The 26,877-nt window shown below is 49.6% G+C and carries 26 protein-coding genes and 1 pseudogene; 22 read left to right on the top strand and 5 right to left on the bottom strand.

Annotated elements, in window-relative coordinates:
* Positions 1-5: 5 nt before the first annotated feature.
* Complete coding sequence (locus tag JOY44_RS22730) at positions 6-812, top strand: SDR family NAD(P)-dependent oxidoreductase (protein ID WP_171575704.1); 807 nt, start codon at positions 6-8, stop codon at positions 810-812.
* 650 nt (positions 813-1,462) lie between these two features.
* On the opposite strand, the gene ltrA is transcribed toward JOY44_RS22730, so the two are convergent.
* From ltrA to JOY44_RS22710, 3 genes and pseudogenes are all read right to left on the bottom strand, one after another.
* A complete protein-coding gene (gene ltrA / locus JOY44_RS22725) occupies positions 1,463-2,758 on the bottom strand; it encodes a group II intron reverse transcriptase/maturase (protein ID WP_171574387.1) in 1,296 nt (431 codons plus the stop codon).
* A 520-nt stretch (positions 2,759-3,278) separates the two neighbouring features.
* Positions 3,279-4,028, bottom strand: a pseudogene (locus JOY44_RS32490) (IS1 family transposase).
* A gap of 51 nt (positions 4,029-4,079) precedes the next feature.
* Entirely contained in the window at positions 4,080-4,289 is a 210-nt protein-coding gene (locus JOY44_RS22710; RefSeq protein WP_171575703.1) for a hypothetical protein, read from the bottom strand.
* A gap of 82 nt (positions 4,290-4,371) precedes the next feature.
* On the opposite strand from JOY44_RS22710, the gene JOY44_RS22705 reads away from it, so the two are divergent.
* The 5 genes from JOY44_RS22705 to JOY44_RS22685 are packed head-to-tail and all read left to right on the top strand — an operon-like array spanning position 4,372 to position 7,300.
* Positions 4,372-4,650, top strand: a complete 279-nt coding sequence (locus tag JOY44_RS22705) for an alpha/beta fold hydrolase (protein WP_171575702.1) — start codon at positions 4,372-4,374, stop codon at positions 4,648-4,650.
* Positions 4,651-4,680: 30 nt separating this feature from the next.
* On the top strand, positions 4,681-5,196 hold the full coding sequence (locus JOY44_RS22700) for a helix-turn-helix domain-containing protein (protein WP_171572405.1): 516 nt from the start codon (positions 4,681-4,683) through the stop codon (positions 5,194-5,196).
* Entirely contained in the window at positions 5,193-5,759 is a 567-nt protein-coding gene (locus JOY44_RS22695; RefSeq protein ID WP_171572406.1) for an IS630 family transposase, read from the top strand. Before JOY44_RS22700 ends, JOY44_RS22695 begins: the two co-directional genes overlap by 4 nt.
* Positions 5,731-6,330 (top strand): alpha/beta fold hydrolase, encoded by a 600-nt coding sequence (locus JOY44_RS22690; RefSeq protein WP_281063321.1) that lies wholly within the window; start codon positions 5,731-5,733, stop codon positions 6,328-6,330. Before JOY44_RS22695 ends, JOY44_RS22690 begins: the two co-directional genes overlap by 29 nt.
* A 43-nt stretch (positions 6,331-6,373) precedes the next feature.
* Positions 6,374-7,300, top strand: coding sequence for a transposase family protein (locus JOY44_RS22685; protein WP_197985628.1), 927 nt, complete (start codon positions 6,374-6,376; stop codon positions 7,298-7,300).
* Positions 7,301-7,642: 342 nt separating this feature from the next.
* Here JOY44_RS22685 and JOY44_RS32980 read toward each other — a convergent pair.
* A protein-coding gene (locus tag JOY44_RS32980) for an IS1 family transposase (protein WP_415881097.1) occupies positions 7,643-8,393 on the bottom strand; the annotation gives its coding sequence in 2 pieces (ribosomal slippage) (positions 7,643-8,122 and positions 8,124-8,393; 750 coding nt in all).
* A 140-nt stretch (positions 8,394-8,533) separates the two neighbouring features.
* Here JOY44_RS32980 and JOY44_RS22670 point away from each other — a divergent pair.
* The 6 genes from JOY44_RS22670 to JOY44_RS22645 all read left to right on the top strand — a co-directional run bounded on the left by JOY44_RS22670 (position 8,534) and on the right by JOY44_RS22645 (position 18,899).
* Entirely contained in the window at positions 8,534-15,223 is a 6,690-nt protein-coding gene (locus JOY44_RS22670; RefSeq protein ID WP_171575700.1) for a PAS domain S-box protein, read from the top strand.
* Between the two features lie 12 nt (positions 15,224-15,235).
* Positions 15,236-15,865, top strand: coding sequence for a response regulator (locus JOY44_RS22665; RefSeq protein WP_171575699.1), 630 nt, complete (start codon positions 15,236-15,238; stop codon positions 15,863-15,865).
* Between the two features lie 241 nt (positions 15,866-16,106).
* The gene (locus JOY44_RS22660; protein WP_197985687.1) at positions 16,107-16,277 is read left to right on the top strand and encodes a hypothetical protein; all 171 of its coding nucleotides are present in this window, start codon (positions 16,107-16,109) and stop codon (positions 16,275-16,277) included.
* Positions 16,278-16,281: 4 nt separating this feature from the next.
* Positions 16,282-17,847 (top strand): GMC family oxidoreductase, encoded by a 1,566-nt coding sequence (locus JOY44_RS22655; protein WP_171575698.1) that lies wholly within the window; start codon positions 16,282-16,284, stop codon positions 17,845-17,847.
* 106 nt (positions 17,848-17,953) lie between these two features.
* Positions 17,954-18,439, top strand: a complete 486-nt coding sequence (locus tag JOY44_RS22650) for a nuclear transport factor 2 family protein (RefSeq protein ID WP_171575697.1) — start codon at positions 17,954-17,956, stop codon at positions 18,437-18,439.
* 10 nt (positions 18,440-18,449) lie between these two features.
* Positions 18,450-18,899: a pirin family protein gene (locus tag JOY44_RS22645; RefSeq protein ID WP_171575696.1), complete on the top strand. Its 450-nt coding sequence runs from the start codon at positions 18,450-18,452 to the stop codon at positions 18,897-18,899.
* Positions 18,900-18,927: 28 nt separating this feature from the next.
* Here the strand turns inward: JOY44_RS22645 and JOY44_RS22640 are convergent, their stop codons facing one another.
* Entirely contained in the window at positions 18,928-19,470 is a 543-nt protein-coding gene (locus JOY44_RS22640) for a PadR family transcriptional regulator (protein ID WP_171575695.1), read from the bottom strand.
* Between the two features lie 124 nt (positions 19,471-19,594).
* On the opposite strand from JOY44_RS22640, the gene JOY44_RS22635 reads away from it, so the two are divergent.
* The 10 genes from JOY44_RS22635 (at position 19,595) to JOY44_RS32975 (ending at position 26,857) form a co-directional block, all read left to right on the top strand.
* Positions 19,595-20,488: a pirin family protein gene (locus tag JOY44_RS22635; RefSeq protein WP_171575694.1), complete on the top strand. Its 894-nt coding sequence runs from the start codon at positions 19,595-19,597 to the stop codon at positions 20,486-20,488.
* Positions 20,481-20,897, top strand: coding sequence for a hypothetical protein (locus JOY44_RS22630; protein ID WP_171575693.1), 417 nt, complete (start codon positions 20,481-20,483; stop codon positions 20,895-20,897). The genes JOY44_RS22635 and JOY44_RS22630 overlap by 8 nt, the downstream gene beginning before the upstream one ends.
* A 422-nt stretch (positions 20,898-21,319) precedes the next feature.
* A complete protein-coding gene (locus tag JOY44_RS22625) occupies positions 21,320-21,877 on the top strand; it encodes a DsbA family protein (protein ID WP_171575692.1) in 558 nt (185 codons plus the stop codon).
* 117 nt (positions 21,878-21,994) lie between these two features.
* Positions 21,995-22,351 (top strand): AraC family transcriptional regulator, encoded by a 357-nt coding sequence (locus JOY44_RS22620; RefSeq protein WP_171575691.1) that lies wholly within the window; start codon positions 21,995-21,997, stop codon positions 22,349-22,351.
* A 41-nt stretch (positions 22,352-22,392) separates the two neighbouring features.
* Positions 22,393-23,346: a CPBP family intramembrane glutamic endopeptidase gene (locus JOY44_RS22615; protein ID WP_171575690.1), complete on the top strand. Its 954-nt coding sequence runs from the start codon at positions 22,393-22,395 to the stop codon at positions 23,344-23,346.
* Positions 23,347-23,728: 382 nt separating this feature from the next.
* Positions 23,729-24,310 carry a nuclear transport factor 2 family protein gene (locus JOY44_RS22610; protein WP_171575689.1) on the top strand — a complete coding sequence of 194 codons (582 nt, stop codon included), beginning with the start codon at positions 23,729-23,731 and terminating at the stop codon, positions 24,308-24,310.
* Between the two features lie 270 nt (positions 24,311-24,580).
* Entirely contained in the window at positions 24,581-25,540 is a 960-nt protein-coding gene (locus JOY44_RS22605) for a zinc-dependent alcohol dehydrogenase family protein (RefSeq protein ID WP_197985769.1), read from the top strand.
* An 87-nt stretch (positions 25,541-25,627) separates the two neighbouring features.
* Positions 25,628-26,383, top strand: a complete 756-nt coding sequence (locus JOY44_RS22600) for an SDR family oxidoreductase (RefSeq protein ID WP_171575688.1) — start codon at positions 25,628-25,630, stop codon at positions 26,381-26,383.
* Positions 26,384-26,528: 145 nt separating this feature from the next.
* Complete coding sequence (locus tag JOY44_RS22595) at positions 26,529-26,756, top strand: hypothetical protein (RefSeq protein WP_197985775.1); 228 nt, start codon at positions 26,529-26,531, stop codon at positions 26,754-26,756.
* Entirely contained in the window at positions 26,666-26,857 is a 192-nt protein-coding gene (locus JOY44_RS32975) for an SDR family oxidoreductase (RefSeq protein WP_415881122.1), read from the top strand. Before JOY44_RS22595 ends, JOY44_RS32975 begins: the two co-directional genes overlap by 91 nt.
* The last annotated feature ends 20 nt before the right edge of the window (positions 26,858-26,877 follow it).

The raw sequence follows: 26,877 nt of genomic DNA, 5'->3' as shown, positions 1-26,877 counted from the left end.
AGATCATGAGTAACTTAATCAATCAGACCGCACTTGTAACGGGGGCATCCACCGGAATTGGGGCCGTCTATGCCGATCGCTTCGCAAAGCGTGGTTACGATCTCGTGCTGGTAGCGCGTGATCGCACTCGCATGGAAGCTCTAGCCGCACGACTGCGCCGGGAAAGCGGAGTGACGGTTGACATCCTTCAGGCGGATCTCACCAACGTCGATGAACTCGCCCCTGTGGAGGAGCGGCTACGCACCGACATGCGCATCAGTATTCTGGTCAACAACGCAGGTGCCAGCATTGCCAGCAGTTTCGTTGATCAAAGCCCAGACGAGGTGACTAAAATTATCAACCTCAACACCACAGCCTTGGTGCGGCTTGCCAGTGCCGTCGCCCCACGCTTCGTTAAGGCTGGCAATGGCGCGATGATCAACATCAGTTCGGTAGTCGGGTTGGCACCGGAATTTGGTCTGACCGTCTATGGAGCTACCAAAGCCTTTGTCCTCTTCCTCACCCAGGGGCTTCACCTTGAGCTTGAACCTAAAGGGGTCTATGTTCAAGCTGTGCTACCAGCAGCAACGCGGACAGAAGTCTGGGAGCGCTCAGGGTGGGATATGAATGCGCTACCGCTTTTGATGGAAGTGGATGAACTGGTGGATGCTGCCCTGATTGGCTTCGATCGCCGCGAAACAATCACCATCCCGTCGCTTTCCGATGTAGAGCAGTGGCATACTTTCGATGCTGCTCGACAGAGCATGATCCCAAATTTCAACCAAGTACACGCCGCCGATCGTTATCGCCTCGTGACTTCTGATCAGAGCTAGCTTTCACGTGTGCAATCTCAATATTGAATTTGATGGAATCCAGTTTTAGAAGCGTTTGTTGGATCAACGATTCTAGCGACTTAGCCCTTTCAAATCGCCCTCGAACCTATCAGCCCCATCTTAATCGTGCTAGATGATCAGAATGACACGATCTCATCTTTGCCATGACAGGGAAAGACCATACGAGAAGGGCTGGATTGGCTCCAGCAAGCGATTTCTAAACTTGGTGCCGATGTCAGCAAAATTGTGTTTTTAGACTATCCACCGGATGACTTTCCCGATCATCCCCTTGCTCATGGTGCATCCTTTGATGCCAGCTTGGCACTGCATTGCGTGAATTAGCGGCTACTACATTACTACGCAGCGGCTGCTTCAGACGCTTGCCACAACGAATAAGAATACTTCAGCCATTCACATCTGCCCCACCATTTTGATATCGCAACGCTGATTACACTTCCTGACACCAAAAATGGGTCGAGTAGAGAGGGTTCCTCCAATGTTTAGGCTTGCTTTGTATTCCCCGTTGCTCTCCCCTTTCGGAATACGAGAGTGTCACACGATTTAGCCTTGCATCGTTGGAAACCTCCCCCTCACAGAAGCCTGCCTGCGGTTTTCCCGCACAAGCCTCTTCATTGAGCCATTCACCTGCTCTAATAAAGCGACACTAAGCGACCAGGTCTGGGGAGAGGATGCCACGCCAGATAGCGTAGAAAGCTCTCCCAGCGAAAGCTACGTCGTTGACTCCGTCGATTCAGCCATTTGAAGACCAGCTTGTGAACTGCGTCTTCAAAGTGGTAGAGCGCATGACCGTTGTCGGTGACCCCAAAGTAGTTGAAGTGTCCGCGCAGCTTTTGCCCGATTGCTTGCCATAGCTGAGGCAGCTTATGAGCATTGCGTTTTTGCTGCAACCATTGATTGAGGGTGACTAACGCACGGCGAAATCGTTTCTTTGAAGTCTTGCGCTTTAATCGGGCTTTTCCGTTGCGACTCTTGCCCCAGTAATGGGTGAACCCCAGAAAATCAAAGCTGGGGAATTTTCTCCCGTACTTGAGGGCTAGACCCGCTTGCCGCTTGCCGCAGGGAAGAAGTTGGGTTTTCTCCTCATTGAGGCGCAAGCCGAACTTCTCCAATCGCTTGGGCAGAACCCGCATGAATCGTCGAGCATCGTCCTCGAACTCAAACAAGGCAATGCTATCGTCCGCATACCGGATCAGAGCGCAGTAGCCTCGGCAGTGCTGGCGCACAATGGTGGTAAACCACTGATCTAGCACAAAATCCAAGAACACATTTGCAATGACGGGGGAGACTATCGAGCCTTGCGGGCTACCCAATTCATCCTGTACTACGCCGCCTAGGGTTTGGACTCCGGCTTTGAGCATTCGCGCAATCACCTGTAGGAATCTTCTATCCCGAATCCGCAGGGCTAATACCTTGAGGATTTCCTGGTGCGGCATGGTGTCGAAGAATTGAGCCAGGTCTAGGTCTGCAATCCACCCAACGGGTTGCCCCATGACCTCCTGATGCAGTTGCCGCAGGGCATCATGACATCCTTTATGGGGTCGAAACCCATAGGAGTTACTGAGGAATACCGGTTCGTAAATTGATTCTAAGACCCGACGAGTCATCTCCTGAACGATTTTGTCTTCAACGCAACTAATTCCCAGAGGGCGCAAGCTGCCATCTTCTTTGGGAATCTCGACTCGTCGTACCGCTTGGGGTCGATACGACATCTGGTTCAGTTTCCGGTGCAACCCCTGTAGATTTTCCTCCAGGTTCTGTCCGTACTCCGTTTTCGTCACTCCATCGATTCCAGGCGCTTTGTTGTCTAGCGACTGAAAGCAGGCTCGCAGATTCTCCACACTATAGTGGTGCATCAGGGCACTGAAGACAGTCCCTGGTTCTCTGTGAGCCCGTTCGGCTATCCGCTCGATTCCTGTTGTCACCATACTTCCACCTCTGAGTGTGGTTGATGTTGCCTTCGAGTGTTCGACCCAATGTGTCCCCCTTCGCTCCGTGGGCGTTACCCCACTTCTTCACTACTATGGGGACATCCGACTTCCCATGAATCGTTGAGCGTTCTTCCGGTTTGCCGGTTGTGCGGCTCTACCCCCCGATGGAGGAGTTCATGGGACCTCCCAAGTTCCCGACTCTACCTTGATGACGTGCTACGGTCTCCGACCCCGGTGGACCCTCCAGAACCCTGGCAGTTGGCTCTGTTGGTTTTGCCTTCCACAACACGAACTGTGTCGGCATCCACGTGTATGTCTAATTTCGGGGCTCAATCCCTTCACGCTTTCGCATTGCAGCCCATCATCTCCCTGTGTACGCTTCACTGTCCTCGTTGCCGATGACAGCGCAACACTCGGTACTTGGTGCCTTGCCAAGGCTTCCCTGACCAGGTTCTTCCCCTGGTTGGCAGAGCCGAGCTTCGCTCGGCGCACTAATGTTCTAGACCTGTGGATAGCTCTAAACCAGCAAGCCAAATTCATAGCGATTGATGAACAGTCCAATGACTAATCGTGCAACCAGATGGACTTAGAAAAGCAAATAGTTTTGCGAGCTAATCGCTTGATCCGAGTCCGTAAAGTCAAATGCTTACGCTCAATCGTCTGAGTATTGTGTTTACCAACGGTATGAAACGCTGGCTCCAGATGTCGCTCATAAGCACCCCAGCCGTCCGTATAGAACTGCATAATCCCAAATGGCTCCAACAATGACTTGAGTTCGAGAAAAGCCGTGTCTTGATGGTTCGACAAGACATATGCCAATACTTCGCCTGTTGCATGATCAATGGCGTGCCACAACCAACGTTGCTGTTGCTTGGAGTGGACAAAACGACCCATCTCATCCACTTCTGCCTCTACATCCTCCCATTGGCACAGCTTGACGATGGTTTGAGTCGGTTCAAGCTGGGCTAGACGAGCTTCATTGACTGCTTTGAGATGTCGATCTTTTTTTTAACTCTTCAATCACCGTAGTCGGACTAATCTTCAACACTCGTGCAGTATCTCGGATGCCACTCCCGTTGACTGCCATATCAACAATCTGCTGTTTGACTTCGGGCAAGTAGCCTCGGTAAGCATAGTCTCGAATGAAGGTGCTGCGAGCGCATTCCGAATTACGACATTTATAACGTTGCTTGCTCTCCTCAGAGCGACCGTGCTTGACCACGTTATTGCTTCCACAATCAGGACAAAGAACAGGTTCTAAAACCATGCTGTAAGTTCACGGGTAAACGCCTGTCTGTATTCTCGCATTTCCACAGGTCTAGAACATTACCTCCAGAATCTTATTGGTATGTGTCCCCTTATCCATATCCAGACATCGCCAATCTTCCGATTCTTGATGGTCAGGCTTTTTGGCATACCCAACATTGGGTTGGGGCGGTGCTGCAATCAGCTCGATTGACTGAGAATGCCAAGACTGAAACTCAGCAACAGCAGGTTGCGACATTTCTACATTCTGCTCTAAAAGCATCAATCACCCTGCTTAAAACAGAGCATGTCATGAGACCGAGCGTTTAACGATCCAGTGCGGCGAAGACAGCGCAAAGGACAACATGCAACGAAACACATTCAAAACGTCCGATGATGTCCACTTAAGCTACATCAGTGCGGGCAAAGGACAACCGATCGTGATGATTCCCGGTTGGTCGCAATCGGCGGAGCAATTCAAATATCAAATTCCCGTTTTTGCCGAACAGTATCATGTGATCGCGATCGATCCACGAGGACACGGTGAGTCAGAAAAAGTGACGTTCGGTTATCGCATTGCTCGCTTGGCTCAAGATATTCATGAATTATACCAAATTAAATTGGAGCCATTACAGATCAGATAAACTGAGCGATGTAGAGGTGAGAGTCTAACAATGGCTGGAGTAAGCGCAATCGCAATTAAAGAAAGTCTCGAGGAGCTAGGCACCCGTTTGCGAGCGGTTGAACAGCCGATACTCAAAGAGCGATTGCAAGTGTTGTACTGGCTCAAACAAGCGCACGCACCGAGTGTCAGTCAGATTGCGATTGCAATTGGCAGGCATCGGGGCACGGTGCAAAAATGGTTAGCCCTGTACCGAGCGCAAGGATTAGAAGCATTGCTGGTGGTTAAACCCACTCCAGGAGGAGGCAACCGGGTGATTCCAATGTGGGCGGAGGTTGCCTTAGCCAAGCGATTGCAGGAACCGAGCAATGGGTTTAGCAGCTATGGGAAGGTGCAGCAGTGGCTGTTAGAGAGTTTAGGGGTAGAAGCCGAGTATCATGCGGTCTACCAGATGACGCGCTATCGACTCAAAGCGAAACTCAAGGTCGCCCGTCCTCAAAACATCAAGCAGAACCGAGTCCAGCGAGAGGCATTTAAGCAAACCTCGCAGACGACCTCGACTTATTGAGTCAGTACTATCGGCAGGTGCGCCAGGATGAGCGACCGATTCGTTACTTCGCACAAGATGAGAGTCGCTTTGGACTTCACACGCTCATCGGACGATTAATTACGGCAGTTGGGGTTAAACCCATCGGGGCGTGGCAATGGATATTCAAAGCATTCTGGCTATACGGTGCTGTGGAACCTACCACAGGAGAGTCCTTTTTCTTGCAATTCTCCCATGTCGATACCGCATGCTACCAATGGTTCTTAGATGAGTTCTCCAAGGCTTACCCCGATAGTCTCAACATCCTGCAAGTGGATAACGGACGGTTCCACAAAGGCAAAGACCTTATTGTGCCAGAGAACATTATCTTGGTGTTTCAACCGCCTTACTGCCCAGAGTTAAATCCTATCGAGCGTTTATGGGAACATCTCAAGGCGGATCTCAAGTGGGCTGCGTTCAAAACGCTTGACCAACTGCAATCCAGGGTTGATCAACTCTTAGCCCAGCTAACCCCTCAAGTGATTGCTTCCCTTACAGGCTACCCCTTTATCCTCAATGCACTATCTGTCATTGACACCATTTAAATTGGTATTAATCAGCGCTCTGCAACTTAAAAACACACATCTATTCGGTCACTCAATGGGGTGTTCCCTAATCTGGAGCTATCTTGATCTGTTTGGATTCAATGAAATTGCTCGATTAGTGTTGGTTGATCAATCGCCGTTGGTCATTTCGAGGATGCATTGGAATGCTCAAGAAATAGTAGAGTCCGGGGCAGTGTTTACTGCCGACCAACTCGATGCAGCAGTACACGCACTAGAGAATTGTAAAGCTGAGGAATTTACCCGCAATCTTCTGGTTTCAATGGTCACGCCAATGATGTCAAAGGATCAGTTTGAATGGATTGTCGAGTGCAATCTGCGCTGTCCACGGGCGATCGCTGCGACACTGCTGTACAACCACGCTCACACCGACTGGCGCGATCAAATTGTCAGAATTCGCAAGCCAACTTTGGTCATTTCTAGAAGAAAAAGTATCATCCCATGGCGATCGCAAGCCTGGATTCATCAAAGCATTCCGAACTCTGAATTAGAAATTTTTGAAGCCGCTGAAGGCGGCGGACATTTTATGTTTATTAGACTTAATCGGAAATAGAATAGGATGCGAAAAAGATAACGCAAGTCGAACGGAACCAGCGATGTTGAGCTATAGCAAAGTTCAAGGTAAGCCCTACGTGTTGCAAAGTCTCACGGGATTAAAGCCTGCGGAATTTGAGCAATTGCTGGAAAGCTTTGAGGTGGCATGGCAAGAATATATCGAACGGGAATACATTAAGCGACCTCGTGCCCGTCGCTATGGGGGAGGACGACACGCTGAGGTGTCCAGCAGTGCAGACAAACTGTTATTTATTTTGGTGTACTTCCGAGTGTATCCCACCCAAACGGTGCAAGGGTTTTTGTTTGGGATTGGACAAACCCAAGCCTGGGAATGGATTCACAAGTTGAGCCGAATATTGAATCAAGCATTGGGCTATGAGAAACAATTACCGGAGCGAGAACCCGCACGGCTAGAAGCGGTGTTAAGGGAGTGTCCCAGTTTGGAGTTCATCATCGACGGCACTGAGCGCCCGATGAATCGGCCAAAAGACCCAGAGCGCCAGCAGGATTATTACAGTGGCAAAAAGAAGCGTCATACGATGACCAACAATATCATCAGTGAGCGGGGGGGAAAGGTTGTGTTTTTAAGCGACACCTACTGTGGCAGTGTGCATGACAAAGCCATTTGTGACGGCGAGGAATACCAGTTTCCACCCGGCAGTACCTTGTGGCAAGACAGAGGGTTTCAAGGGTTTGCACCCCCTGGAGTGACGATTAGACAACCGAAGAAAAAGCCTCGAAACCAGCAGTTAAGCGACCAAGATAAACACCACAACCGGGAGATTTCCAGCGAACGAGTCGAAATAGAACATCAAATCAGTGGCATCAAACGCTGCAACATTGTGGCACACAAGTTTCGCAACCGAACTGGCTATTATGCGGATGATGTGATGGAAACTGCCTGCGGACTGCACAACTTTCGGCTCACTCATCGTCAACTCACCCATCCTCAACTCAAAACCGCCTAAGCTTAAAATTGCTAGAAGTACTCTCTTGTCGTGCTTTCTAGTGCTTCGCTATTTCCAATAATGTCTATTGAAAATTCAGAGAAGTTCAACCGACGAGTTTTGCAGTTCCTGTGCCTACAAAACCAATTCATTCAGGGAAGATAATTTATGGAAAACTTTTCAAAACGAACGTTAGGCTGCTACTCGAGACAACGAAAGGAGCATATGAAAACTCATACATTGTTCGATCTCACCGGACGCGTTGCTATCGTAATTAGCGGGCATGGCGGAATCGGCCGCAGCATAGCGATCGGATTGGCCAAAGCTAGCGCTACGGTAATGGACTAGACCTGTGGAATAAATCTAAACATTTAAGCCAAACTCATAGCGGTTGATGAACAATCCAATGACGACATCATGCAACCAGATGGATTTGGAAAAGCAAATGGTTTTGCGAGCCAACCGTTTAATTCGGGTGCGTAAGGTCAGATGCTTGCGCTCAATCTTCTGAGTATGGCGTTTACCCACCCTGTGTAGACTTGGATCGAGGTGTCTTTCATAAGCACCCCAAGCATCGGTGTAGAACTGCATAATCCCAAAGGGTTCTAACAACGCTTTGAGTGCCAAGAAAGCACTGTCTTGATGATGAGACAACACATACGCCAACACTTCACCCGTCTGATGGTCAATGGCGTGCCACAACCACCGTTGCTGTTTCTTTGAACCGACGTAACTCCACATTTCGTCAGCTTCAGCCTCCAGATCTTCCCACTGGCACAGTTTCACTATCGTTTGAGTCGGTTCAAGTTCTGCCAAACGAGCTTCATTGATTGCTTTGAGGTGACGGTCTTTTTTTTAGCGTTTCAATCACCGTTGTGCGGCTAATCTTGAGAACACGGGCGGTATCTCGAATCCCACTCCCGTTGACTGCCATATCTGCAATTTGCCGTTTCACTTCTGGGAGGTATCCACGATACCGATAGTCGCGAATAAAAGTAGAGCGAGAACATTGGGAATTGCGACATTTGTAGCGTTGCTTGCCTTCACCTGATTGACCATGCTTGACGACATCGTTACTTCCGCAGGTTGGGCAAAGAATCGGTTCAAGCACCATATTCAAGTCTCCAGACAACTACCCTTTTGATTGTTACCTGTTTCTACAGGTCTAGTCCATTACCGAGCTTTATATTCTGGAGTTTGGCAAGCAATATACTTTGGGAAACGGATGACAGTCTTTCATCGGGGGAGAATTCAATGATTACCCTGCCTGGAATTACTATCCACAGCAAAATCTATGAGAGCTTAGCTTCTTTGGTGTATCGGGGCATCAGAGAGCAAGATAACTGTGCAGTGATTGCCAAAGTTCTCAAGCAGGATTATCCCTCTCCTCAGGATTTAACTCGCTATAGGCAGGAGTATGAAATTACTCGCTTTCTCAACATTGAAGGCGTAGTCAAGGCATACAGCCAGCAAGACTACCAGCGCACGCTGGTTATTCTTTTGGAAGACTTTGGCGGTGAGTCTTTAGAATGCTGGATGCGGCAACAATTAGACTTCTGTCCCATGCCGCTGTCGGTTTTTTTGAATATGGCGATCGCCATTACTGATACTCTAGGCAAAATCCATGCGGCTCATGTCATCCATAAAGATATTAATCCTGGCAACATTGTCTTTAATCCGAGGACTAGCGTTGTTAAAATCATTGATTTTGGCATTGCCACTCGCTTCAGTCGCACCAATCCCACATTCAAAAGTCTCCATCTTCTAGAAGGAACCCCCGCCTATTTGTCGCCAGAGCAAACCGGACGAATGAACCGGATGCTCGACTATCGCACTGATTTCTACTCACTGGGCGTAACCTTCTACGAACTGTTGACGGGACAATTACCGTTTCCCACTAAAGATCTCCTAGAGCTAGTCCACTGCCACATTGCCAGACCGCCGACTCCCCCGCATGAATTGAACGCAACGATTCCCCAACCTGTTTCAGATCTTATTTTGAAACTGATGGCAAAGAATGCGGAGGATCGCTATCAAAGTGCTTGGGGCATCAAAGCAGATTTAGAACGCTGTGCCCAGCAACTGGCAGAAGTGGGTTTAATTGAACCGATGCCATTGGGTCTGCAAGATGTTTCTGAACAGTTTTGCATTCCTCAAAAACTGTATGGGCGAGAAGCGAAGATTGCAGCCTTATTGGCGGCGTTCGACAGGGTGGCAGGAAATGAGGGAGTAGGGGAATGGGGAAGTGGGGGATTAGAAGAAGACATTACCCTACCATCGCATCGTGAAATGATGCTGGTCTCCGGTTATGCTGGCATCGGCAAAACGGCATTGGTGCAGGAACTCCATAAACCGATCACCGCAAACCAAGGCTATTTTATCTCTGGCAAATTTGACCAATTTGGGCGCAACATTCCCTACAGCGCCATTGTGAATGCCCTGCAAAAGTTAGTGCAGCAACTCTTGAGCGAACCGGAGGAGCAGGTGGAAGTGTGGCGATCGCGCCTGCTCACGGCTCTGGGCAGCAACGGACAAATCATCATTGATGTCATTCCCGAAGTTGAGTTAATCATTGGCAAGCAGTCGCCTATACCCGAAGTTGGAGCAACTGAGGCACAGAATCGCTTCAATCTCACGTTTCAAAGGTTTGTGCGGGCGTTTTGTGCCAGAGAGCATCCCCTGGTCATCTTTTTAGACGATCTACAGTGGATCGATTCTGCGACTTTGAAGTTAATCGAACTCATCTTACTGGATGAGCAAAGCCAGTATCTGTTTTTGATCGGAGCCTATCGAGATCATGAAGTATCTCCAACGCATTCATTAATTTTGATGCTGGAAAGCTTGCGAAAGCAGGGGGCAGCGCTTCAAGAAATCACCCTGACCCCCTTAACGCTGGAACCGTTAACTCAACTGGTGGCTGAGACATTACATCGCAATCCTGATACCGTTCGTTCTTTAGCCCAAGTCGTGTTGCGTAAAACCGAGGGCAACCCTTTCTTTGTGGGTGAATTTTTGAAGCTGCTGCATAGCGAAAATCTGTTGACCTTTGATGCCCAACAATTGAGTTGGCAGTGGAACCTGGAAGAGATTGAAGCTCAAAATATCACGGATAATGTGGTGGAGTTGCTACTGCGTCAGTTGCAGAAATTGCCCGAAGCAACACAGCAAGTTCTCTCCATCGCCGCTTGTACTGGGGCTGAATTTGATTTAGAGACATTGGCGATCGTTTGCGAAAAGTCACCGAAAGCAGTTTTTCAGGACCTACTAGCAGCAATACAAGCGGGATTAATTCAACCTCTGTCTGAATTGGACGAAGATTTGTTGGTTCAAGAGTATAAGTTTCTGCACGATCGCGTGCAGCAAGCGGCTTATGCCCTAATTGATGAGTCGTGCAAACAAGTGGTTCATCTCCAAATCGGTCGCAATTTACTCGAAAAAACTTCACCGGAGCAACGATTCGATCGACTGTTTACTATTGTGGATCATCTCGATCAAGGAACGGAGCTTGTCACTGCTCAACCAGAACGAACTGAAATTGCCAGATTGAATTTAACGGCAGGTCAGAAAGCAAAAACAGCAACGGCTTATGAAGCAGCTTTTAAGTATTTCACTACAGGTCTTCAACTTCTCGATACAGAGAGTTGGCAGAGTGAGTATGACCTGACCTTAGCGCTGTATTCAGAAGCAGCAGAAGCGGCGTATCTCCAGGGTCGCTTTGATGAGATGGAACAGTTGGTAAAAGTGGTACTCGATCGTGCCAAAACAGTGGTTGACAAAGTGCAGGCTTACGATAGCAGCATTCAAGCATATTTGTCACAGGGCAACCTGAAAGAAGCACTCAAAACTGGATTGGAAGCGCTAAAGCTCTTGGGAATAGATTTAATAGAAAATCCAAGTCAGTCAGATATTCAAAAGGAATTGAAGTCAACGGCTGCACTACTTGCTGAACGAGAAATCGAAGACCTGATTAATTTACCAGAGATGACTGCACTAGAACCGCTGGCAGCTATGTCAATCCTATCAAATATGGGATCTGCTGCATTTATAATGTTACCAGCCCTTTGGATACTGATTACTTGCAAAACAATAAATTTATTAATTAACTACGGTAATGCTATCTGGTCATCATTGTATTATGCCTGCTATGGGTTTGTTCTATGTGGAGTTGTTCAAGACATTGAATTCGGTTATGAGTTCGGCAAATTGGCTCTCAGTTTGGCAGAACGATTGAATGCCAAAAATGGAAACTCGAAAACATTAATGTTTTCGAGTTTCCATATCCTGCACTGGAAGGTGCATCTTAGGAAGATAATACCCATTCTGGCTGATGTGTATCGAAATGGAGTGGAAACTGGAGACTTTGAAACTGCTGGTTATGCTGCGTATGGCGTGTGCCACAACTCATTTTTTGCTGGAGAGGAACTTACCCAACTAAAACAAAAAACAGCAATTTACAGCAAAGCGATTAACCAGATCAGACGAGAAAGCCCCTCGAATTGGCTGGCAATATTGCGGCAGACCATTCTTAACTTGCTAGACGGGGCTGAGAATCCCAGCCGCTTAATCGGTAGACTATGTATTGAAGATGAGGCGTTGCCACACGCTATTGCAATCAAAGATGGAACTGCAATCCAAATACTCTATTTGCACAAAGTCATGTTGTGTTATCTATTTGGAGAACACCACCAAGCTGTACAAATTGCTATTTTGGCAAGGCAATATTTTGAAGAGGTGACAGCAATAACGGTTCTACCTATATTCTGTTTCTATCATTCTCTGGCGCTTTTGAGTCTATGGCTTGAGGCTTCAAACTCTGAAAAAGTAGCTTGGCTAAATTGTGTTAGCTCCAATCAAGAAAAGATGCAGAAATGGGCAGAACACGCCCCAATGAATTATCTCCATAAATTTCATCTGGTCGAAGCAGAGAAAGCGCGAGTCTCAGGACAATTCTTTGAGGCCGAGGAACTTTATGAACGAGCGATCGCAGGTGCTGCCGAAAATGAGTATATCCAGGAAGAAGCATTAGCTTATGAATTAGCGGCAAAGCATTATCTAGCGCGAGGTCGGTCAAAAATTGCTCAAACCTACATGAAAGAGGCGCACTATTGCTACGATCGCTGGGGCGCAACCGCTAAAGTTAAAGACTTAGAAAACCGCTATCCACAGTTCTTTTGTCAGTCGCCTAAAGCCGCTTCCACATCAATTCCTATTACTGCTGAAACTATCACTCATCCCTTCCATACTGCTTTCGATTTAGCAGCAGTGATGAAAGCTTCACAGGCGATTTCTCGTGAAATTGAACTGAAGCAATTGCTGCGATCACTGATGCAAACTTTGATTGAGAATGCTGGCGCACAAACCGGCTATCTGATTTTAGAAAATTCAGGAGAATGGTCGATTGAAGCGGCTTGTGAACTCAATGCCGATGAGAATGCTTGTGCGACTCAGGTGTTACAGTCTATTCCAATTGCCGATCAATTGCCAGAATCAATCATTCAATATGTAATTCGGACTCTGAAGCCTGTCACCTTAAATGATGCGACTCGTGAAGGTGCTTTTATTAATGAGCCATACATTCAACAGCACCAGCCTCAATCTATTTTCTGTTTGCCGCTGCTAAATCAAGCCAAGCTGGTCGGTGTATTGTATTTAGAAAATCGGTTAGCAGTTGGAGTATTTACACCAGAGCGATCGCAGGTCTTGCAGCTATTATCGACTCAAGCAGCGATCGCCATCGAAAATGCCAACCTTTACTCAGAACTGCAGGCTAAGGAAAGCAAGATCACCCAGTTCCTCGAAGCGATTCCGGTGGGAATTGCGATCGTGGATGCGACGGGTTGCCCTTACTATGCCAACCAATGCGGCAATCAACTCCTGGGCAAAGAAACTGATACTTCCATAGCACCGGAGCAGCTCTCAGAGGCTTATCAGCTTTATGTAGCGGGAACGGATCAAATCTATCCAGCGGAGAGCTTGCCTGCTGTGCGGGCATTAAGGGGCGAACGCATTAGGACTGAAGATATAGAAATTCGTCGAGATCATGTCACAACTCTAATTGAGGCACGGGGAACACCAGTTTTTGATCAACAGGGCAATATCACTTATGCGATTGCTACCTTTCAGGACATTACAGAGCGCAAACAAGCCGAGAAACTCCTAGCCGACTACAACTGCACTTTAGAGCAACAGGTCGCAGAACGAACTGCTGCGTTACGACAAAGTGAAGCCAATTACCGCAACCTGCTACAAACCGCGAATTCCGTCATCATTCGCTATGACACGCAAGGACGAATTCGATACATCAACGATTATGGGGTAAAACTCCTGGGCTATGAAGAACATCAGATTGTAGGGCGAACCTTATTTGAAACCATCATTCCAGACATCGAAACCTCTGGACGCGATGTCAAACCATTTGTTCACGATTTACTTCGTAATCCTCAATCGTACCCGCAAGGCGAGAGTGAAAACCTGTGTCGAGACGGTCGGCGAGTTTGGATGGCCTGGTCGAATCAAGCCATCTTCAATGACCAGGGAGATGTCATTGAAATCTTATCGGTTGGCAGTGACACCACCCAGCGTAGACAAGCAGAAGAGGCACTACAACGCAGTGAGGCTAAGTTCCGAACAATCTTCGAAAACTCACAGGTTGGTATCTACCGCACTCGCCCCTCGGATGGATTAATTCTCGATGCCAATCAACGCCTGGTAGAGCTGTTTGGCTTTGATTCACCCGATGAGATTATTGGCATCAAACGCACCACAGACTTTTATGTGAATCCAGTTGAATCGCACAAGCATCTGGGTAAGATGCAAATCTTTGATAAGCATGTGCGAAACATTGAAGTGCAGATACGAAAACGAAATGGCACGCTATTTTGGGGACTTTACTCCTCTCGTCCGAATACAGCCGATGGACACATAGAATGTGTAATTGCAGATATTAACGATCACAAGCGAGCAGAAGCCGCTCTACAAGCCTCAGAAACAGAGCTGCAAACTTTATTTGCGGCAATTCCCGACCCGCTGTATGTACTAACTGCTGAAGGGGAAGTACTCGATGCCGTCGAGAGAGAGCCCAATCAGTTATATAAACCAATCGAGGAGCAAATTGGTAAAACACTGCATCAACTCCATGCCAAGGAACAAGCCGATGAATTCCTGAGTTACATTCAGCAGGCGCTGAGAACCCAACAAGTCCTCACTGTTGAATACAGCCAGTGGATAGCTGGACGAGAAACCTGGTTTTCGGCTCGTATTGCCCCGATTCGGCACGAGCAGGTGATTTGGTTAGTGCGAGATATTACGGCGCTGAAGCAAGCAGAAGAAGCCTCAATTTTAGAGGAGCGCAACCGCATGGCACGCGAGATTCACGATACACTCGCTCAGGCGTTTACAGGCATTCTGGCTCAGGTAGGAGCTGCGAACCAGGTGCTAACGGATGATTTAGAAGCAGCTCAGGCACACCTAGACCTGATCAAAGAATTGGCGCGAACTGGACTGACTGAAGCGCGGCGATCAGTCGTCGCGCTCCGTCCTCAGCTTTTGGAGGAGGGTAGTTTACAGAGCGCTCTGCACCGTCTCATCGCTCAAATCAGAACTGCCGCACTGGATACCACTTTATATTATGAGATTGAAGGTACGGTGTATGCTCTACCGACTGAAGTCGAGAGTAACCTACTGCGGATTGGGCAGGAAGCCTTAACCAATGCGATTCGACACGCCAATGCTGACGAAATTCGAGTGGAGCTAGTCTACGATCGCGATCAGGTTTGCTTGCGCGTGAGAGACAATGGGCAGGGCTTTGGAGTTGGGAGTATGCCATCCTCTGAGGGTTTTGGCTTACTCGGCATGAGCGAACGGGCAGAGCGCATCGGCGCACAACTGACGATTAGGAGTCAACCTAGACAAGGAACAGAGATTATCGTCACCGTCAACCCTTGAGTGAGCATCACGATGAGCCAAGCTACGACCATTCGGGTTTTGATTGCGGACGACCATGCTATTTTTCGGCAAGGATTAGCCACGATTATTAACCATGACCCAGATATGCAGGTGATTGCCCAAGCCGAGAATGGGGAACAGGCGATCGCTCTATTTGGGGAACATCAACCGGATGTTACACTCATGGATTTGCGAATGCCGGAAGTGGAAGGAGTTGCTGCCATCGGCGTAATTTGTGCTGCTGCTAAATCGGCTCGGATTATTGTACTGACCACGTATGATAGCGACGAAGATATTTACCGGGGATTGCAGGCAGGCGCAAAAGGATACTTGTTGAAAGAAACTGAACCTGACGAGCTTCTGAATGCGATTCGTACCGTTCATCGGGGTCAGAAGTATATTCCGCCCGATGTGGGAGCAAAGTTGGTACAGCGCCTCAGCAATCCAGAACTGAGTGAAAGAGAACTAACGGTACTCTGTTCACTGGCACAGGGGATGAGTAACGCTGATATTGCGGCGGCTTTGAGCATCGGTGAAGGTACTGTTAAATCCCATGTCAATCGGATTTTGAATAAGCTAGATGTTAGCGATCGCACCCAAGCTGTGATTGTTGCCGTTAAGCGCGGCATTGTCAGTTTGTAGGGTGTACTTTCGATCAATTCGGCTTCTAACTTAAGTTAGAGCCAGCCTTCTACTCCGCGATAGCATCGTTACTCTATCAATTTGTACTGTAAAAGTTTTAACTCGCTATAGACGACGGCTTGAAAGCGATCTCCTATATTGAACTTATTCCGAAAGAAGCTGAGTACTAGAACTGGACACGCCCCAGATAGCTAGGAAAAAACGACATTGATTGAATTTGAATCAAAAGAGAGACAAACCCATGAGCAACACCATCGACACAATGATCGATCCCAATGACAGCGTGCTGCTGCTGATTGATCGTCAAAGCGGACTCTTCCAACTTGTGCGTGACATTGAACTCCCAGTGCTCCGCGCCAATGCCACCCCAATGCGCGGCATGTGCCGTGCGGAGAAGACCTTACAGGGGTAATGAAATGAAAGGCAATCAAACAATCAACGCAACAGAACAGAGCCGCCGAGACTTTGCTGGGCGCGCTGGCCGAGCAGAGTTTGACGTCATCATCGTCGGTGGCGGATCCGCCGGCGCAGTGCTGGCCAATCGCCTGAGTGCTGATCCATCTCGCCGTGTCTTGCTGATCGAAGCGGGCAAGGCCTATCCCCCAAACGCCTATCCCGACCCAGTCCGCCGCCAGGACCTAGTGGGTGGCGATCCGCAGCACGACTGGGGCTTTTACAGCGAGCCTGGCGTGCTGGGCAGAAGGCTTCAGCTCAACCGCGGCAAGGTGCTGGGTGGCTCGTCTGCCATCAACGGTGCAGTGGCGATGCGGGTGCCGAAATACGACCACGATCGCTGGGCCAAGGCGCATGACCTCGACGCCTTGAACTGGCAAAGCTCGCAGGCCTTCTATCGTTCGCTGGAGCGTACCTCCGGCACTGGCGGCGACGGCCGCGACGGCTGCGTCCCCATCCACCAGCTCGGCGATGAAGAAGTGTCTGACCAGCATCGCGACTTCATCGCGTCGGCACTGGCTGCGGGCTACCAGCGCACATCGGGTTTTACGACGGGGCAGCCGCTGGGCGTTGGTCCCTATGTGATGAATACCCGCATGGGTGTGAGGCTTAACACAGGAATGACTTTGTTGGGCGATGCGGTGCGCGCCCGACCTAATCTGACCATCCGCGACGAGACGCTGGTCGATGCCGTGTTAGTGGAGCATGGCCAGGCCCAAGGCGTCCGACTGGCTGGCGGGGCGATCATCCTAGCCGGTGAAATCATCCTTTCAGCGGGCACCTATGTCAGCCCGGCGATCCTGATGCGTTCCGGCATTGGCCCCTCTGAGGTGCTGCGAGGCCTTGACATCCCGGTCGTGTCCGAGTTGCCGGTCGGTCGCCGTCTACAGGATCACCCGATGGTCCCGACCGTCTGGTCGATTCGCAAGGAAGCAGTAGGCCTTCCGTATCCACCCATCGGCGCAATGCTGTGGACGGCATCCAACCACGCGACGAACGGCGAGGCAGATCTGAACATCAGCACCGCGACCCTGCCCGACGGTGGGCAGACTTCCGACGGCGCGATATTCCTGCTGTTTGCTGCGCTCGTGAGACCGCGTTCCATAGGTTCCCTCACCATCGCCAGCCGTGATCCCTATGCTGCGCCCATCATCGATCTCGGCTTCCTGACGGACAGCGGTGACCGCGAGCGATTGGTCGATGGTGTCGAAGTCATCCGGAACATTGCGCGTCAGGAGCCTTTTGCCGATATGGTGGGTGCAGAACTGGCGCCGGGCGCGGCAAAGAGCGACCGCGCTTCGATCAACGCCGCGCTCGCGACCTCTGTGCAGAGCTATCAGCATCCGACCTCCACTGTACCCATGGGCGGACCGCGCGATGCCGGGGCCGTGGTGGATATTGACGGGCACGTTCGTGGCGTCAAGAGCCTGCGAGTCGTCGATGCCTCGATCTGGCCTGACGTGCCCTCCGTCGCAACGGCTTTCCCGACCATGATGCTGGCCGAAAGCATCGCTGCCCGGATGGCCTAAGAGAAGTACGCAATCAGTGAAAGCAACCCCGCCCAAAAGAGCGATAGCTCTGAGATTTGCCGCAGGGGCAAGTCAACATCATCAACCCCAACTTGGACACAATCACATGAAACAAGATCATCTCACAAGCGACGTCACGCTCGCCACCGCCGCACCCGCATACACGCAAGAGGCTGGCAAGGGTCTGACCGCAGCGCAATTGCTGAAGCGCAGTCTGGACACTTTCCTAGCCAAAGATATTAAGGGCTGGGCTGAACTCTGCGACGAAAACGTCATCGTCGAATTCCCCTTCGCGCCCGACGTGGCGTCCAGAAAGCTGGTGGGCCGAGCGGCTATCTACGAGTATTTGAAGAACTATCCCAGCGTCATTGACGTGCAGCGGACTCCCACGCTGAAGATCAACTCTACCGATGACCCCAACATGGCTATTGCCGAATGGAGCGTCTCAGGCCGGGTGATCAGTAACGGCAACCCCTATGAAATGAGCTACGCCACGTTTGTCACGGTCAAGAACGGGCTAATCGTCACCTACCGCGAGTACTGGAACCCGATGGCGTTCATGGCCGCCATGGACGGCGCAAAGTTCTGGTGACCTTGGCGAGTTGCTAAAACCGTTCGTGTTCCTTGACCTAGCCAGTTTTGATGCCACTGTGGGGAACCCTTGGTTCCCCATGCACCCGCACTCCGGCATCGCGACGCTGACGTTCATGACTCAGGGTAACTTTCGCTATGTGGACACGACCGGTCAGCAAGGCGTTTTGGCGGCTGGCGGTGTTGAATGGATCAAGGCAGGAAACGGCGTGTGGCACTCAGGCACCCCCGTTGGCGACACGCAGGTTAAAGGCCTCCAGCTCTGGATCGCCTTGCCCGCTGCGGAAGAAAACACGCCTGCGCAAAGCGTCTACCTGGCTCCGTCCGACGTGCCGCAGGAAGGGCCTGCGCGGGCACTGCTCGGGCGCTATGGCGAGGCGAAAAGCCCTATCAACGCACTGGCGCAGATGACATACCTCTCCGTCTCCATGCGTCGTAGCCAATGCTTGAATTTCTGTTGACTTTCCATCGCAATATATTCAAAGGAATTTACGTTGATTGGCTACGGATTGTTGCGATCGCCTTTTCCAACCAATCTAAATAAGTCTGTTCCCGTTGCTTCACTAAGTCCAAAACCAATCGATGCAGTTTTTGTTCACACGATGCAGTCGGATTACTCAAAGATAAAGCCTCGATCGCCTCACACTGGGCTAGCTTTTCTTGGCGTGCTTCCAGTTCCTGCTCTAGCAGATACACGATCGCTTCGTTAGGCAACTGAGCCGCAAAATAGAGTTGCACCAGTAACGGCTCTCGCAACACGGGCAACGGATGATGCGTCTGAAGCCAGTGGGTTAACTCTGCTTCACCTGCTTCGGTAATCCGGTAAACCTTGCGATTGGGGCGATCGTGCTGAATCTCAACAGTACAGGTAATCCACCCCTGTGACTCCAGTTTGTCTAAAGTCCGATAAATCTGTGCCTGATCTGCTGGCCACAGATGGGAAATACAATCGTCAAAGCACTCGGTTTTGAGGTCGTAGCCGGTCCGCTCCTGTTGCTGGAGCAGACCCAGAATCACATGGGCAAGAGACATAGGCGGTTTACCAAACGAACAGGGAGGACAAGCCCTACCCATAGAGTTTATATCCTTCTATGCTAGTATATGACTAATCATATATAGGATAAATCTTATAAACTGTCTGATTGGAGGCAACTGTATGACAACTCAAACTCAAACACTCCGAACCGTTGCTGGAATCATTAATAGTGTAGAAACGCTTGAAGGAGCAGGCTTCTTGGTGCGTCGTCCCTTTCCCAAGAGTAGCTTTTCCGAGTTTGATCCCTTTCTCCTCCTCGATGAATTGGGTCCCGTGAATCTGAAGTCCGGTCAAGCAAAGGGCGCACCGGATCATCCCCATCGTGGCTTTGAAATCGTCAGCTACGTCCTGGATGGACGGCTGGAACACAAGGACTCGGTCGGTCATGCCGGACTGCTCAATCCCGGTGATGCGCAGTGGATGACCTCTGGGGCAGGCGTAGTGCATTCCGAAATGCCAGAAGCTGAGTTTACTCGCACGGGTGGGCGACTGCACGGCATTCAACTCTGGGTCAACTTGCCGCAGCGGGACAAGATGATTGCTCCTCGCTATCAGGAAATTCCATCAGCGCAGATTCCGGTGGCTCAGACCAAAGATGGGTCCGTGACGGTGCGCGTGATTGCGGGAGAAGCGTTGGGGGCGAAAGCGGTGATTGAAACCCGCACCCCGATTATCTACCTGCACTTCACGCTACAACCGGGAGCAAGCATTGTTCAACCGGTACCGAAAGAGTACAACGCCTTTACCTATGTCCTCGATGGGTCTGGTTTGTTTGGCACTGAGCAGGAACGGGGTGAGGATGGGCAAATGGTGATTTTTGCACCGGATGGTGAGGAAGTGGCGATCGCCAATCCTGCGGATGCCACCCAACCCCTCGATCTACTGCTAATTGCTGGAGTGCCGCTGAATGAACCTGTGGTGCGCTATGGTCCCTTTGTGATGAACACTGAAGCCGAAATACAGCAAGCGATCGACGATTACCGAAATGGAAGGATGGGACAGATTCATGCTTAACACGCTTCAAAACCGCATTACCCAAGATCAACTGCTGACCGATATACGCATCAAGCTATTGCATTTGCATCAACTGTTGTTGGATACAGAGCGTATTCGTTACGAACAAGTGCGCGGACAGGTCTCTAAAGGTGAATTGCTGCAACTGGTGATCAATCACGATCAATTTGCCTGGTTGCATCACCTCTCAGAATTGATTGTGCAAATTGATGAGTTAATCCACTCTGATGAGCCTATCACCTCCGAGGCGATCGCTGCTCTCATTGCTGATGTTCAGATTCTACTCACACCTGATGAAGTTGGAAATGACTTTGCTGTGAAGTATGATACGGCGTTTCAGCGTAACCCTGATGTGGTGTTAGCTCATGCTGATGTGGTCACGCTGCTAGCGACTAAAGTTCAACTATAAATTGAGCAGTTCGTCCAGATTAAAATTAACCTGGACGAACTGCTTTTATGTATTATATTTACCGAATCGTAAGCATTCGCGGCGTGTTCAGGTGTTTATTGATTTCCTGATTCAACGATTTGGGAATCTGCCCTATTGGGAAAGAAACCTTTGACGAACGATACTGCCTACTCTGACAGTTAGTTTGCGAATTGATATATTTTCTAAACGAATCGATAAGCCCGATTCTAACTTAAGTTATAGCCCGCCTTCTACTCTGCGATCGCATGGTTGCTCTATCAATTTATACTGCAAAAATTTTAACTTACTGTAGACGACAGCTTGAAGGTAATCACTTACATTGAATTTATGCGAACAGTCACGCAGGCAATGAATTGAGCAAGTTAATTGCAAAGTTCCTTGCTTGATGCAGATGTAGAAAGATGAACGACGATCGTAACCACAGTTCCTTGCTTGTACCACCTTCAACCCAAGATCATATTCAAGGTGTGTTGAGTGCCAAGGTAGTGCTGGTGATGTATGGAGACTATCAATGCTCCAGAAGTGCAGACGTTTACAAGCTGATTAAAGCCATCAAACGAGAGCTTAGGGCTTCCTTTGGAGAGAATTATTTATGCTTGATCTTCCGTCATTTTCCGCAAGTACAGATTCATCCTCATGCTCAACGGGCTGCCCAAGCTGCTCAAGCCGCCGCCGCCCAAGGAAAGTTTTGGTTGATGAGCGATACTTTATTTGACCATCAACAAAGGTTGGAGAACGGTTATCTTGTCGAGTACGCCAATGATTTAGGGCTTGACATTCCTCAATTTCTCAAAGAGTTGTCTAAACAAGTGCATGTCGATCGCATCAATGAAGATATCGACGGCGGAATAGAGAGTGGAGTGACGACTACCCCAGCCCTGTTTATCAATGGAAGTCGGTATATCGGGCACTGGAACACGACGGAGTTGATGGCAGCCATGATTGCTGCAAGTCATTAAGCTCCCCGATCCTTACTCCCGATTCACATCTGACTTGTTGGTTAGTGCCAGTCAGCGATCGAATGCGCGATCGCTAGTTTTACCTGTTTTGTTGAACAACTTGCCAATTTTTGAACCATGCTAACAACTACAACGCCAACCATTGAAGCCAATTACCAAGGCTTAACGCACACCCGATTGCAGCAAGTACTTGACTATATTCAGACTCACCTTGATCGAGATTTGTCACTGTCCAAACTTGCAGAAGTGATCAACATTAGCCCAACTTACTTTGCCAGTGCATTCAAACAAGCGATCGACATTTCTCCACACCAGTATGTGATTCAACAACGAGTGGAGCAAGCGAAATTGATGCTGTCGAAAACGGATTTGGCGATCGCAGACATCGCTCTACAAGTCGGCTTCTCTAGCCAAAGCCATCTGACACAACAATTCAAGCGCATTACGGGAATGACCCCAAAACAGATTCGCTAACGTCCAAGCGCTACATACACGCACGAGTCAAGGAGACAAAGATGAAGATCAACGCAATCAAAACAGAAGTGCAAGATGCGACTTACGTGGAGGCCGCCCGGTGGGGTAAGCATCGGGGGTGGCGGTATGTTCTGGGACTAGTGATCATCCTCTTTGCGTGGCTGGTGGTCGGAACTGGTGCCAGCGTACTCGTCGCGAGCGCGCTCACCGGCCAGGATTACTTCGTGCTGGATTACTTCGTGCTTGGTCCTTTCGGGAAGTTCCTGTTTGTTATGGCAGGTTTCCCATTTTTCCTCGCGGGGGTTCTCATCGCCGTTACCCTTATCCTGCGCCGCTCCCCCCGGACGCTGGTTACGGCGCAGGAGCGGATCGATTGGCGTCGCATCGGTCAGGGGTTTGTGGCGTGGTCCGTTCCAGCGTGTCTGATAGGCGTGCTGGGACAGTACCTCTTCTACCCCGACACCTTTTCCTTCAACTCCTACCTGGCGACGTTCGCGCTCTTCGTGCCACTGGCACTGGTCTTCACCGCGATCCAGACCACCACGGAGGAGCTTTTCTTTCGCGGATACATCGTGCAGGGCGCGAGCATGATCTCGACCAACCGCGTTTTTCTGGCGCTCGCGGCAGCCATGGTATTCACCTTGCCGCACCTCTTAAACCCGGAGGTGAGCACAGGCGGCTGGCTCACGGTTTTCTCCAACTACTTCCTCGTTCCGGGTCTGTTGTGGACCGTGGTCTCGTTGATTGACGGAACCACTGAACTCGCCATCGGCGCACACTTCGCGAACAACATCGGCAGCATACTCCTGTTTAACATCACTGGAAGTGCCGTGACCACACCGGCTCTGTTCACAATCAGCAAATTCCATGCGACTTACGGGGCGCTATCAGTGCTGGTTGCAATACCCATATTCCTGGCGATCGCCTACAAGGTGTTCAAACGCGACAAGGCATCCGAACCCGTTTTTCAGAGCGATCGGATTGGTCGTTGGTGATCTCGTCAGTTCGTTGCTGAAGGTCATTTAATTACAACAGGAGAAACAAAATGATACTGCAAGATAAAGTGGCGTTAGTCACTGGTGGAATTTCAGGAATTGGTCGTGCAACCGCGTTAGCGTTCGCGTAGCGTTCCGAAGGAAAGCTTAACGAAGTTATCGCCTTCGGTGCTGCTGGAGCAAAGGTAGTATTTTCAGGCAGACGCGACGCAGAAGGTGAAAAAACCGCCAAACTGATTCGCGAAACAGGCGCTGAATGCTTATACGTCCATTGAAACAAGTTCACTAACATCACAAGAATCTGACAAATCATTTTAAGAATCTGAAAGCAGTCAAGCATTGGAACTCAAGACACTTTAGATAGAACCAGGAGTATCTAATCATGGTCAAAGAGCAAACTGTAGACGGACAAGCAAATTTGCAAGCAGCTACCAATTTGACACCAGCCCAGGAGTCTTTGCAAGCACTTTGGGAAGAGCATTTACAGTACGAGTTTGGCACTCACAGTGCTGAAGATGCCCTCGCTACGATGGTTGAAGATGCTTACGTTAACCACATCCCGGTAATGACTGGGGGAGTCGGGAAACCAGCACTGCGCGAGTTTTATTCCAAATACCTCATTCCACAGATGCCGCCGGCCATGGAGTTGACCCCAATCTCGCGCACGATCGGGACAGATCAACTCGTGGATGAAATGGTGGCTAAGTTCACTCATACTGTTTGGATGGAATGGATATTACCCAGCGTTGCTCCCACCGGAAAACGGGTGGAAGTGCCACTAGTAGCGGTCGTCCAGTTCCGTGACGGCAAACTAGCCCACGAACACATTTACTGGGATCAGGCAAGTGTATTGGTTCAAGTCGGCTTGCTCGATCCGGGTACACTTCCCGTCGTGGGCGTTGACAGTGCGCGTAAGGCGATCAATCCCAACTTACCTTCAAACACACTAATCGAGCGCGACTAAGTGTAGGAGTCAGCAAACATCAATGCCTAAACCCGCCATTTTGCAACCAGGATCGTTTAGTGTCAGCCCGCAGAAACCATCGAGAAAATATGTCAGCGACGTGTACATCCAGCACAACCCAGCGGTGGCCGACGGGAAGCAGACCATCCCGGAAGCGTCGGCTAACGATAACACGATGTTCTGAACAGTTGAGTGCTGGTAGGGTGAAGGCCGGTTTGTACAACGGCACTGTTTATTCTAAATCAAGGAGAGTTGGCACAGATGGAATCTATGAAAGCAGCCGTATTAACTGCGTTTGGTGATGCTGAGAAGTTTGAGATTCAAACTGTTCCCACACCAACACTGAAGGCGAATCAGGTGTTAGTCAGAGTTTGTGCAACCTCGATTAACCCGGTCGATTACCAAACTCGTCGTGGTGATTACAAGGAACTGGTTCAATTACCCGCCATCCTTGGAGTCGATGTCTCAGGGTTGATTGAGGCAATTGGCGAAGCTGTGACTGATTTCAAGGTGGGAGACAACGTGTATTACTCGCCGCAAATTTTTGGAGAATTCGGTAGCTACGCTCAGTATCATGTGGCTGATGCAGCGATTGTTGCATTGAAGCCTGCAAATCTATCGCACATTGAAGCAGCTTCTTTTCCGCTTGCAGGCGGAACTGCTTGGGATTGTCTAGTGACTAGGGGCAATCTACAAGTTGGTGAAACAGTTCTCATCCATGCGGGTGCGGGTGGAGTGGGTTCGATCGCAGTTCAACTCGCCAAAGCGATGGGGGCATACGTTTTTGCAACGTGTAGTTCTAGAAACCGAGATTTCGTGACAGAACTGGGCGCAGATCGGGTGATTGATTACAAAAATGAAGATTACGTAGAAGTCATTCGTCAAGAAACAAATGGACTGGGTGTGGATTTAGTTCTAGATACGATCGGCGGGGAAACAATTCAGCGTAGTCTAGAAATCATTCGTCCCTTTGGTAGGCTTACAAGCATTGTAGACATTGCAATACCGCAATCGCTTCTTAAAGCATGGGGCAAGAATCTGACGATTCATTTTGTTCTTTCACCCCAGTACCGAGCAAAATTAGAGGCTTTGACAAAACTCATCGAGCGTCATCAGCTTCGGCCAGTGATTGATTCAGTATTTTCTTGGGATCAGGTCATTCTGGCACATCAGCGTCTAGAGCAGGGAGGGACACGGGGCAAGATCGTGCTGAAATTTACAGAAGATTAAACCAGCCTTACGAGGTTGGTAATTGCTAAACGGATCGGAGTTTGATTTTGTGCTGAAGGTCAATTTAATTACAACAGGAGAAACAGAATGATACTGCAAGACAAAGTGGCGTTAGTCACTGGTGGCACATCGGGAATTGGCAGAGCAACGGCGATCACTTATGCCCAACAACAGGCAAAGGTAGTGGTGGTAGGTCGTCGAATGGATGAAGGTGAAGAAACGGTTCGATTAATTAAGGACGCTGGCGGAGAGGCTATTTTTGTGCAAGCAGATGTCACAAAAATAGCCGATGTTAAAGCAATGGTTGATAAAGCAGTTAGCGTTTTTGGTCGGTTAGATATTGCCTTTAATAATGCAGGAATGGTCGGCGAAAACCCCTCATTGATTGAGCAAACAGAAGCGGAATACGATCGCATTATGAACGTCAATGTCAAAGGCGTTTGGTTGTCAATGAAATATGAAATCGCTCAGATGTTGAAACAGGGAAGTGGTGCAATCGTCAATACGGCATCTGCGATTGGAGTCGTTGCACTTCCTGCCGTCCCACTCTACACCGCGAGTAAACATGCGGTAGTAGGCTTGACAAAAGCAGCCGCGCTCCAATACGCCAAAGCGGGTATTCGCATCAATGTAGTTGCGCCAGCGGCAATCGAAACAGATATGTTTGAAGCTGCTACAGGTGGACAGGATGAAGCTAAGGCATATATGGCAGGACTTCACCCGATCGGACGAGTTGGCCAGCCTGTTGAAGTTGCAAATGCAGTCCTGTTTTTATCATCTGACATGGCATCGTTCGTAACAGGTGAAACGTTGATGGTAGATGGTGGGTATATAGCACAGTAGTCGATCGGCAGTGCGAAAGGTTGGGACCAAGTGGCGATCGACCTGCATCATCCGCTCGATCCCTCTCCATACCGTTGGTTCCTCAAGGACATCCCGATATTAAGCAGTGTTTGATTGAGCAGTAATACATCTAAATGAGTCCATCATGACGACAACACTTGCAGGCAAAGTTGCACTGGTAACGGGTGGTTCTCGCGGTTTAGGAGCGGCGATCGTAGGGTATGCGAAAGGTGTCCAGCGCGATCTTGATCCGCGCAACATCACTGTGTGCATCCAGGTATCATGCCGACGGACATGGCAACAGCCGCAGCCGACAAATTGCCGGAAGCAGCGGAAGCGATCATGGATCTTCACGCCATCCGCCGGATCGTAACCTTGGAGGAGGTAGCGGCGACCGTTTGCTTCCTCGCAGGTTCAGACACTGGCTACATCAGCGGCAATGTAGTGGATGTGGCCGGCGAATTCCAAATCTGAGCGTCGCAGTTCAGTCCGAA

This window comes from Leptolyngbya sp. Cla-17 (assembly GCF_016807185.1).
Classification (GTDB): Bacteria; Cyanobacteriota; Cyanobacteriia; order Leptolyngbyales; family Leptolyngbyaceae; genus ULC077BIN1.
Note: the sequence above shows the minus strand (reverse complement) of the source record. Positions and strands in the feature narration are given on the sequence as shown.

Coding starts and splice junctions, on each gene's coding strand:
- JOY44_RS22730 (WP_171575704.1), top strand. CDS start 6: ATGAGTAACTTAATCAATCAGACCGCACTTGTAACGGGGGCATCCACC.
- ltrA (WP_171574387.1), bottom strand. CDS start 2,758: ATGGTGACAACAGGAATCGAGCGGATAGCCGAACGGGCTCACAGAGAA.
- JOY44_RS22710 (WP_171575703.1), bottom strand. CDS start 4,289: ATGCTTTTAGAGCAGAATGTAGAAATGTCGCAACCTGCTGTTGCTGAG.
- JOY44_RS22705 (WP_171575702.1), top strand. CDS start 4,372: ATGCAACGAAACACATTCAAAACGTCCGATGATGTCCACTTAAGCTAC.
- JOY44_RS22700 (WP_171572405.1), top strand. CDS start 4,681: ATGGCTGGAGTAAGCGCAATCGCAATTAAAGAAAGTCTCGAGGAGCTA.
- JOY44_RS22690 (WP_281063321.1), top strand. CDS start 5,731: ATGCACTATCTGTCATTGACACCATTTAAATTGGTATTAATCAGCGCT.
- JOY44_RS22685 (WP_197985628.1), top strand. CDS start 6,374: ATGTTGAGCTATAGCAAAGTTCAAGGTAAGCCCTACGTGTTGCAAAGT.
- JOY44_RS22670 (WP_171575700.1), top strand. CDS start 8,534: ATGATTACCCTGCCTGGAATTACTATCCACAGCAAAATCTATGAGAGC.
- JOY44_RS22665 (WP_171575699.1), top strand. CDS start 15,236: ATGAGCCAAGCTACGACCATTCGGGTTTTGATTGCGGACGACCATGCT.
- JOY44_RS22660 (WP_197985687.1), top strand. CDS start 16,107: ATGAGCAACACCATCGACACAATGATCGATCCCAATGACAGCGTGCTG.
- JOY44_RS22655 (WP_171575698.1), top strand. CDS start 16,282: ATGAAAGGCAATCAAACAATCAACGCAACAGAACAGAGCCGCCGAGAC.
- JOY44_RS22650 (WP_171575697.1), top strand. CDS start 17,954: ATGAAACAAGATCATCTCACAAGCGACGTCACGCTCGCCACCGCCGCA.
- JOY44_RS22640 (WP_171575695.1), bottom strand. CDS start 19,470: ATGTCTCTTGCCCATGTGATTCTGGGTCTGCTCCAGCAACAGGAGCGG.
- JOY44_RS22635 (WP_171575694.1), top strand. CDS start 19,595: ATGACAACTCAAACTCAAACACTCCGAACCGTTGCTGGAATCATTAAT.
- JOY44_RS22630 (WP_171575693.1), top strand. CDS start 20,481: ATGCTTAACACGCTTCAAAACCGCATTACCCAAGATCAACTGCTGACC.
- JOY44_RS22625 (WP_171575692.1), top strand. CDS start 21,320: ATGAACGACGATCGTAACCACAGTTCCTTGCTTGTACCACCTTCAACC.
- JOY44_RS22620 (WP_171575691.1), top strand. CDS start 21,995: ATGCTAACAACTACAACGCCAACCATTGAAGCCAATTACCAAGGCTTA.
- JOY44_RS22615 (WP_171575690.1), top strand. CDS start 22,393: ATGAAGATCAACGCAATCAAAACAGAAGTGCAAGATGCGACTTACGTG.
- JOY44_RS22610 (WP_171575689.1), top strand. CDS start 23,729: ATGGTCAAAGAGCAAACTGTAGACGGACAAGCAAATTTGCAAGCAGCT.
- JOY44_RS22605 (WP_197985769.1), top strand. CDS start 24,581: ATGAAAGCAGCCGTATTAACTGCGTTTGGTGATGCTGAGAAGTTTGAG.
- JOY44_RS22600 (WP_171575688.1), top strand. CDS start 25,628: ATGATACTGCAAGACAAAGTGGCGTTAGTCACTGGTGGCACATCGGGA.
- JOY44_RS22595 (WP_197985775.1), top strand. CDS start 26,529: ATGACGACAACACTTGCAGGCAAAGTTGCACTGGTAACGGGTGGTTCT.
- JOY44_RS32975 (WP_415881122.1), top strand. CDS start 26,666: ATGCCGACGGACATGGCAACAGCCGCAGCCGACAAATTGCCGGAAGCA.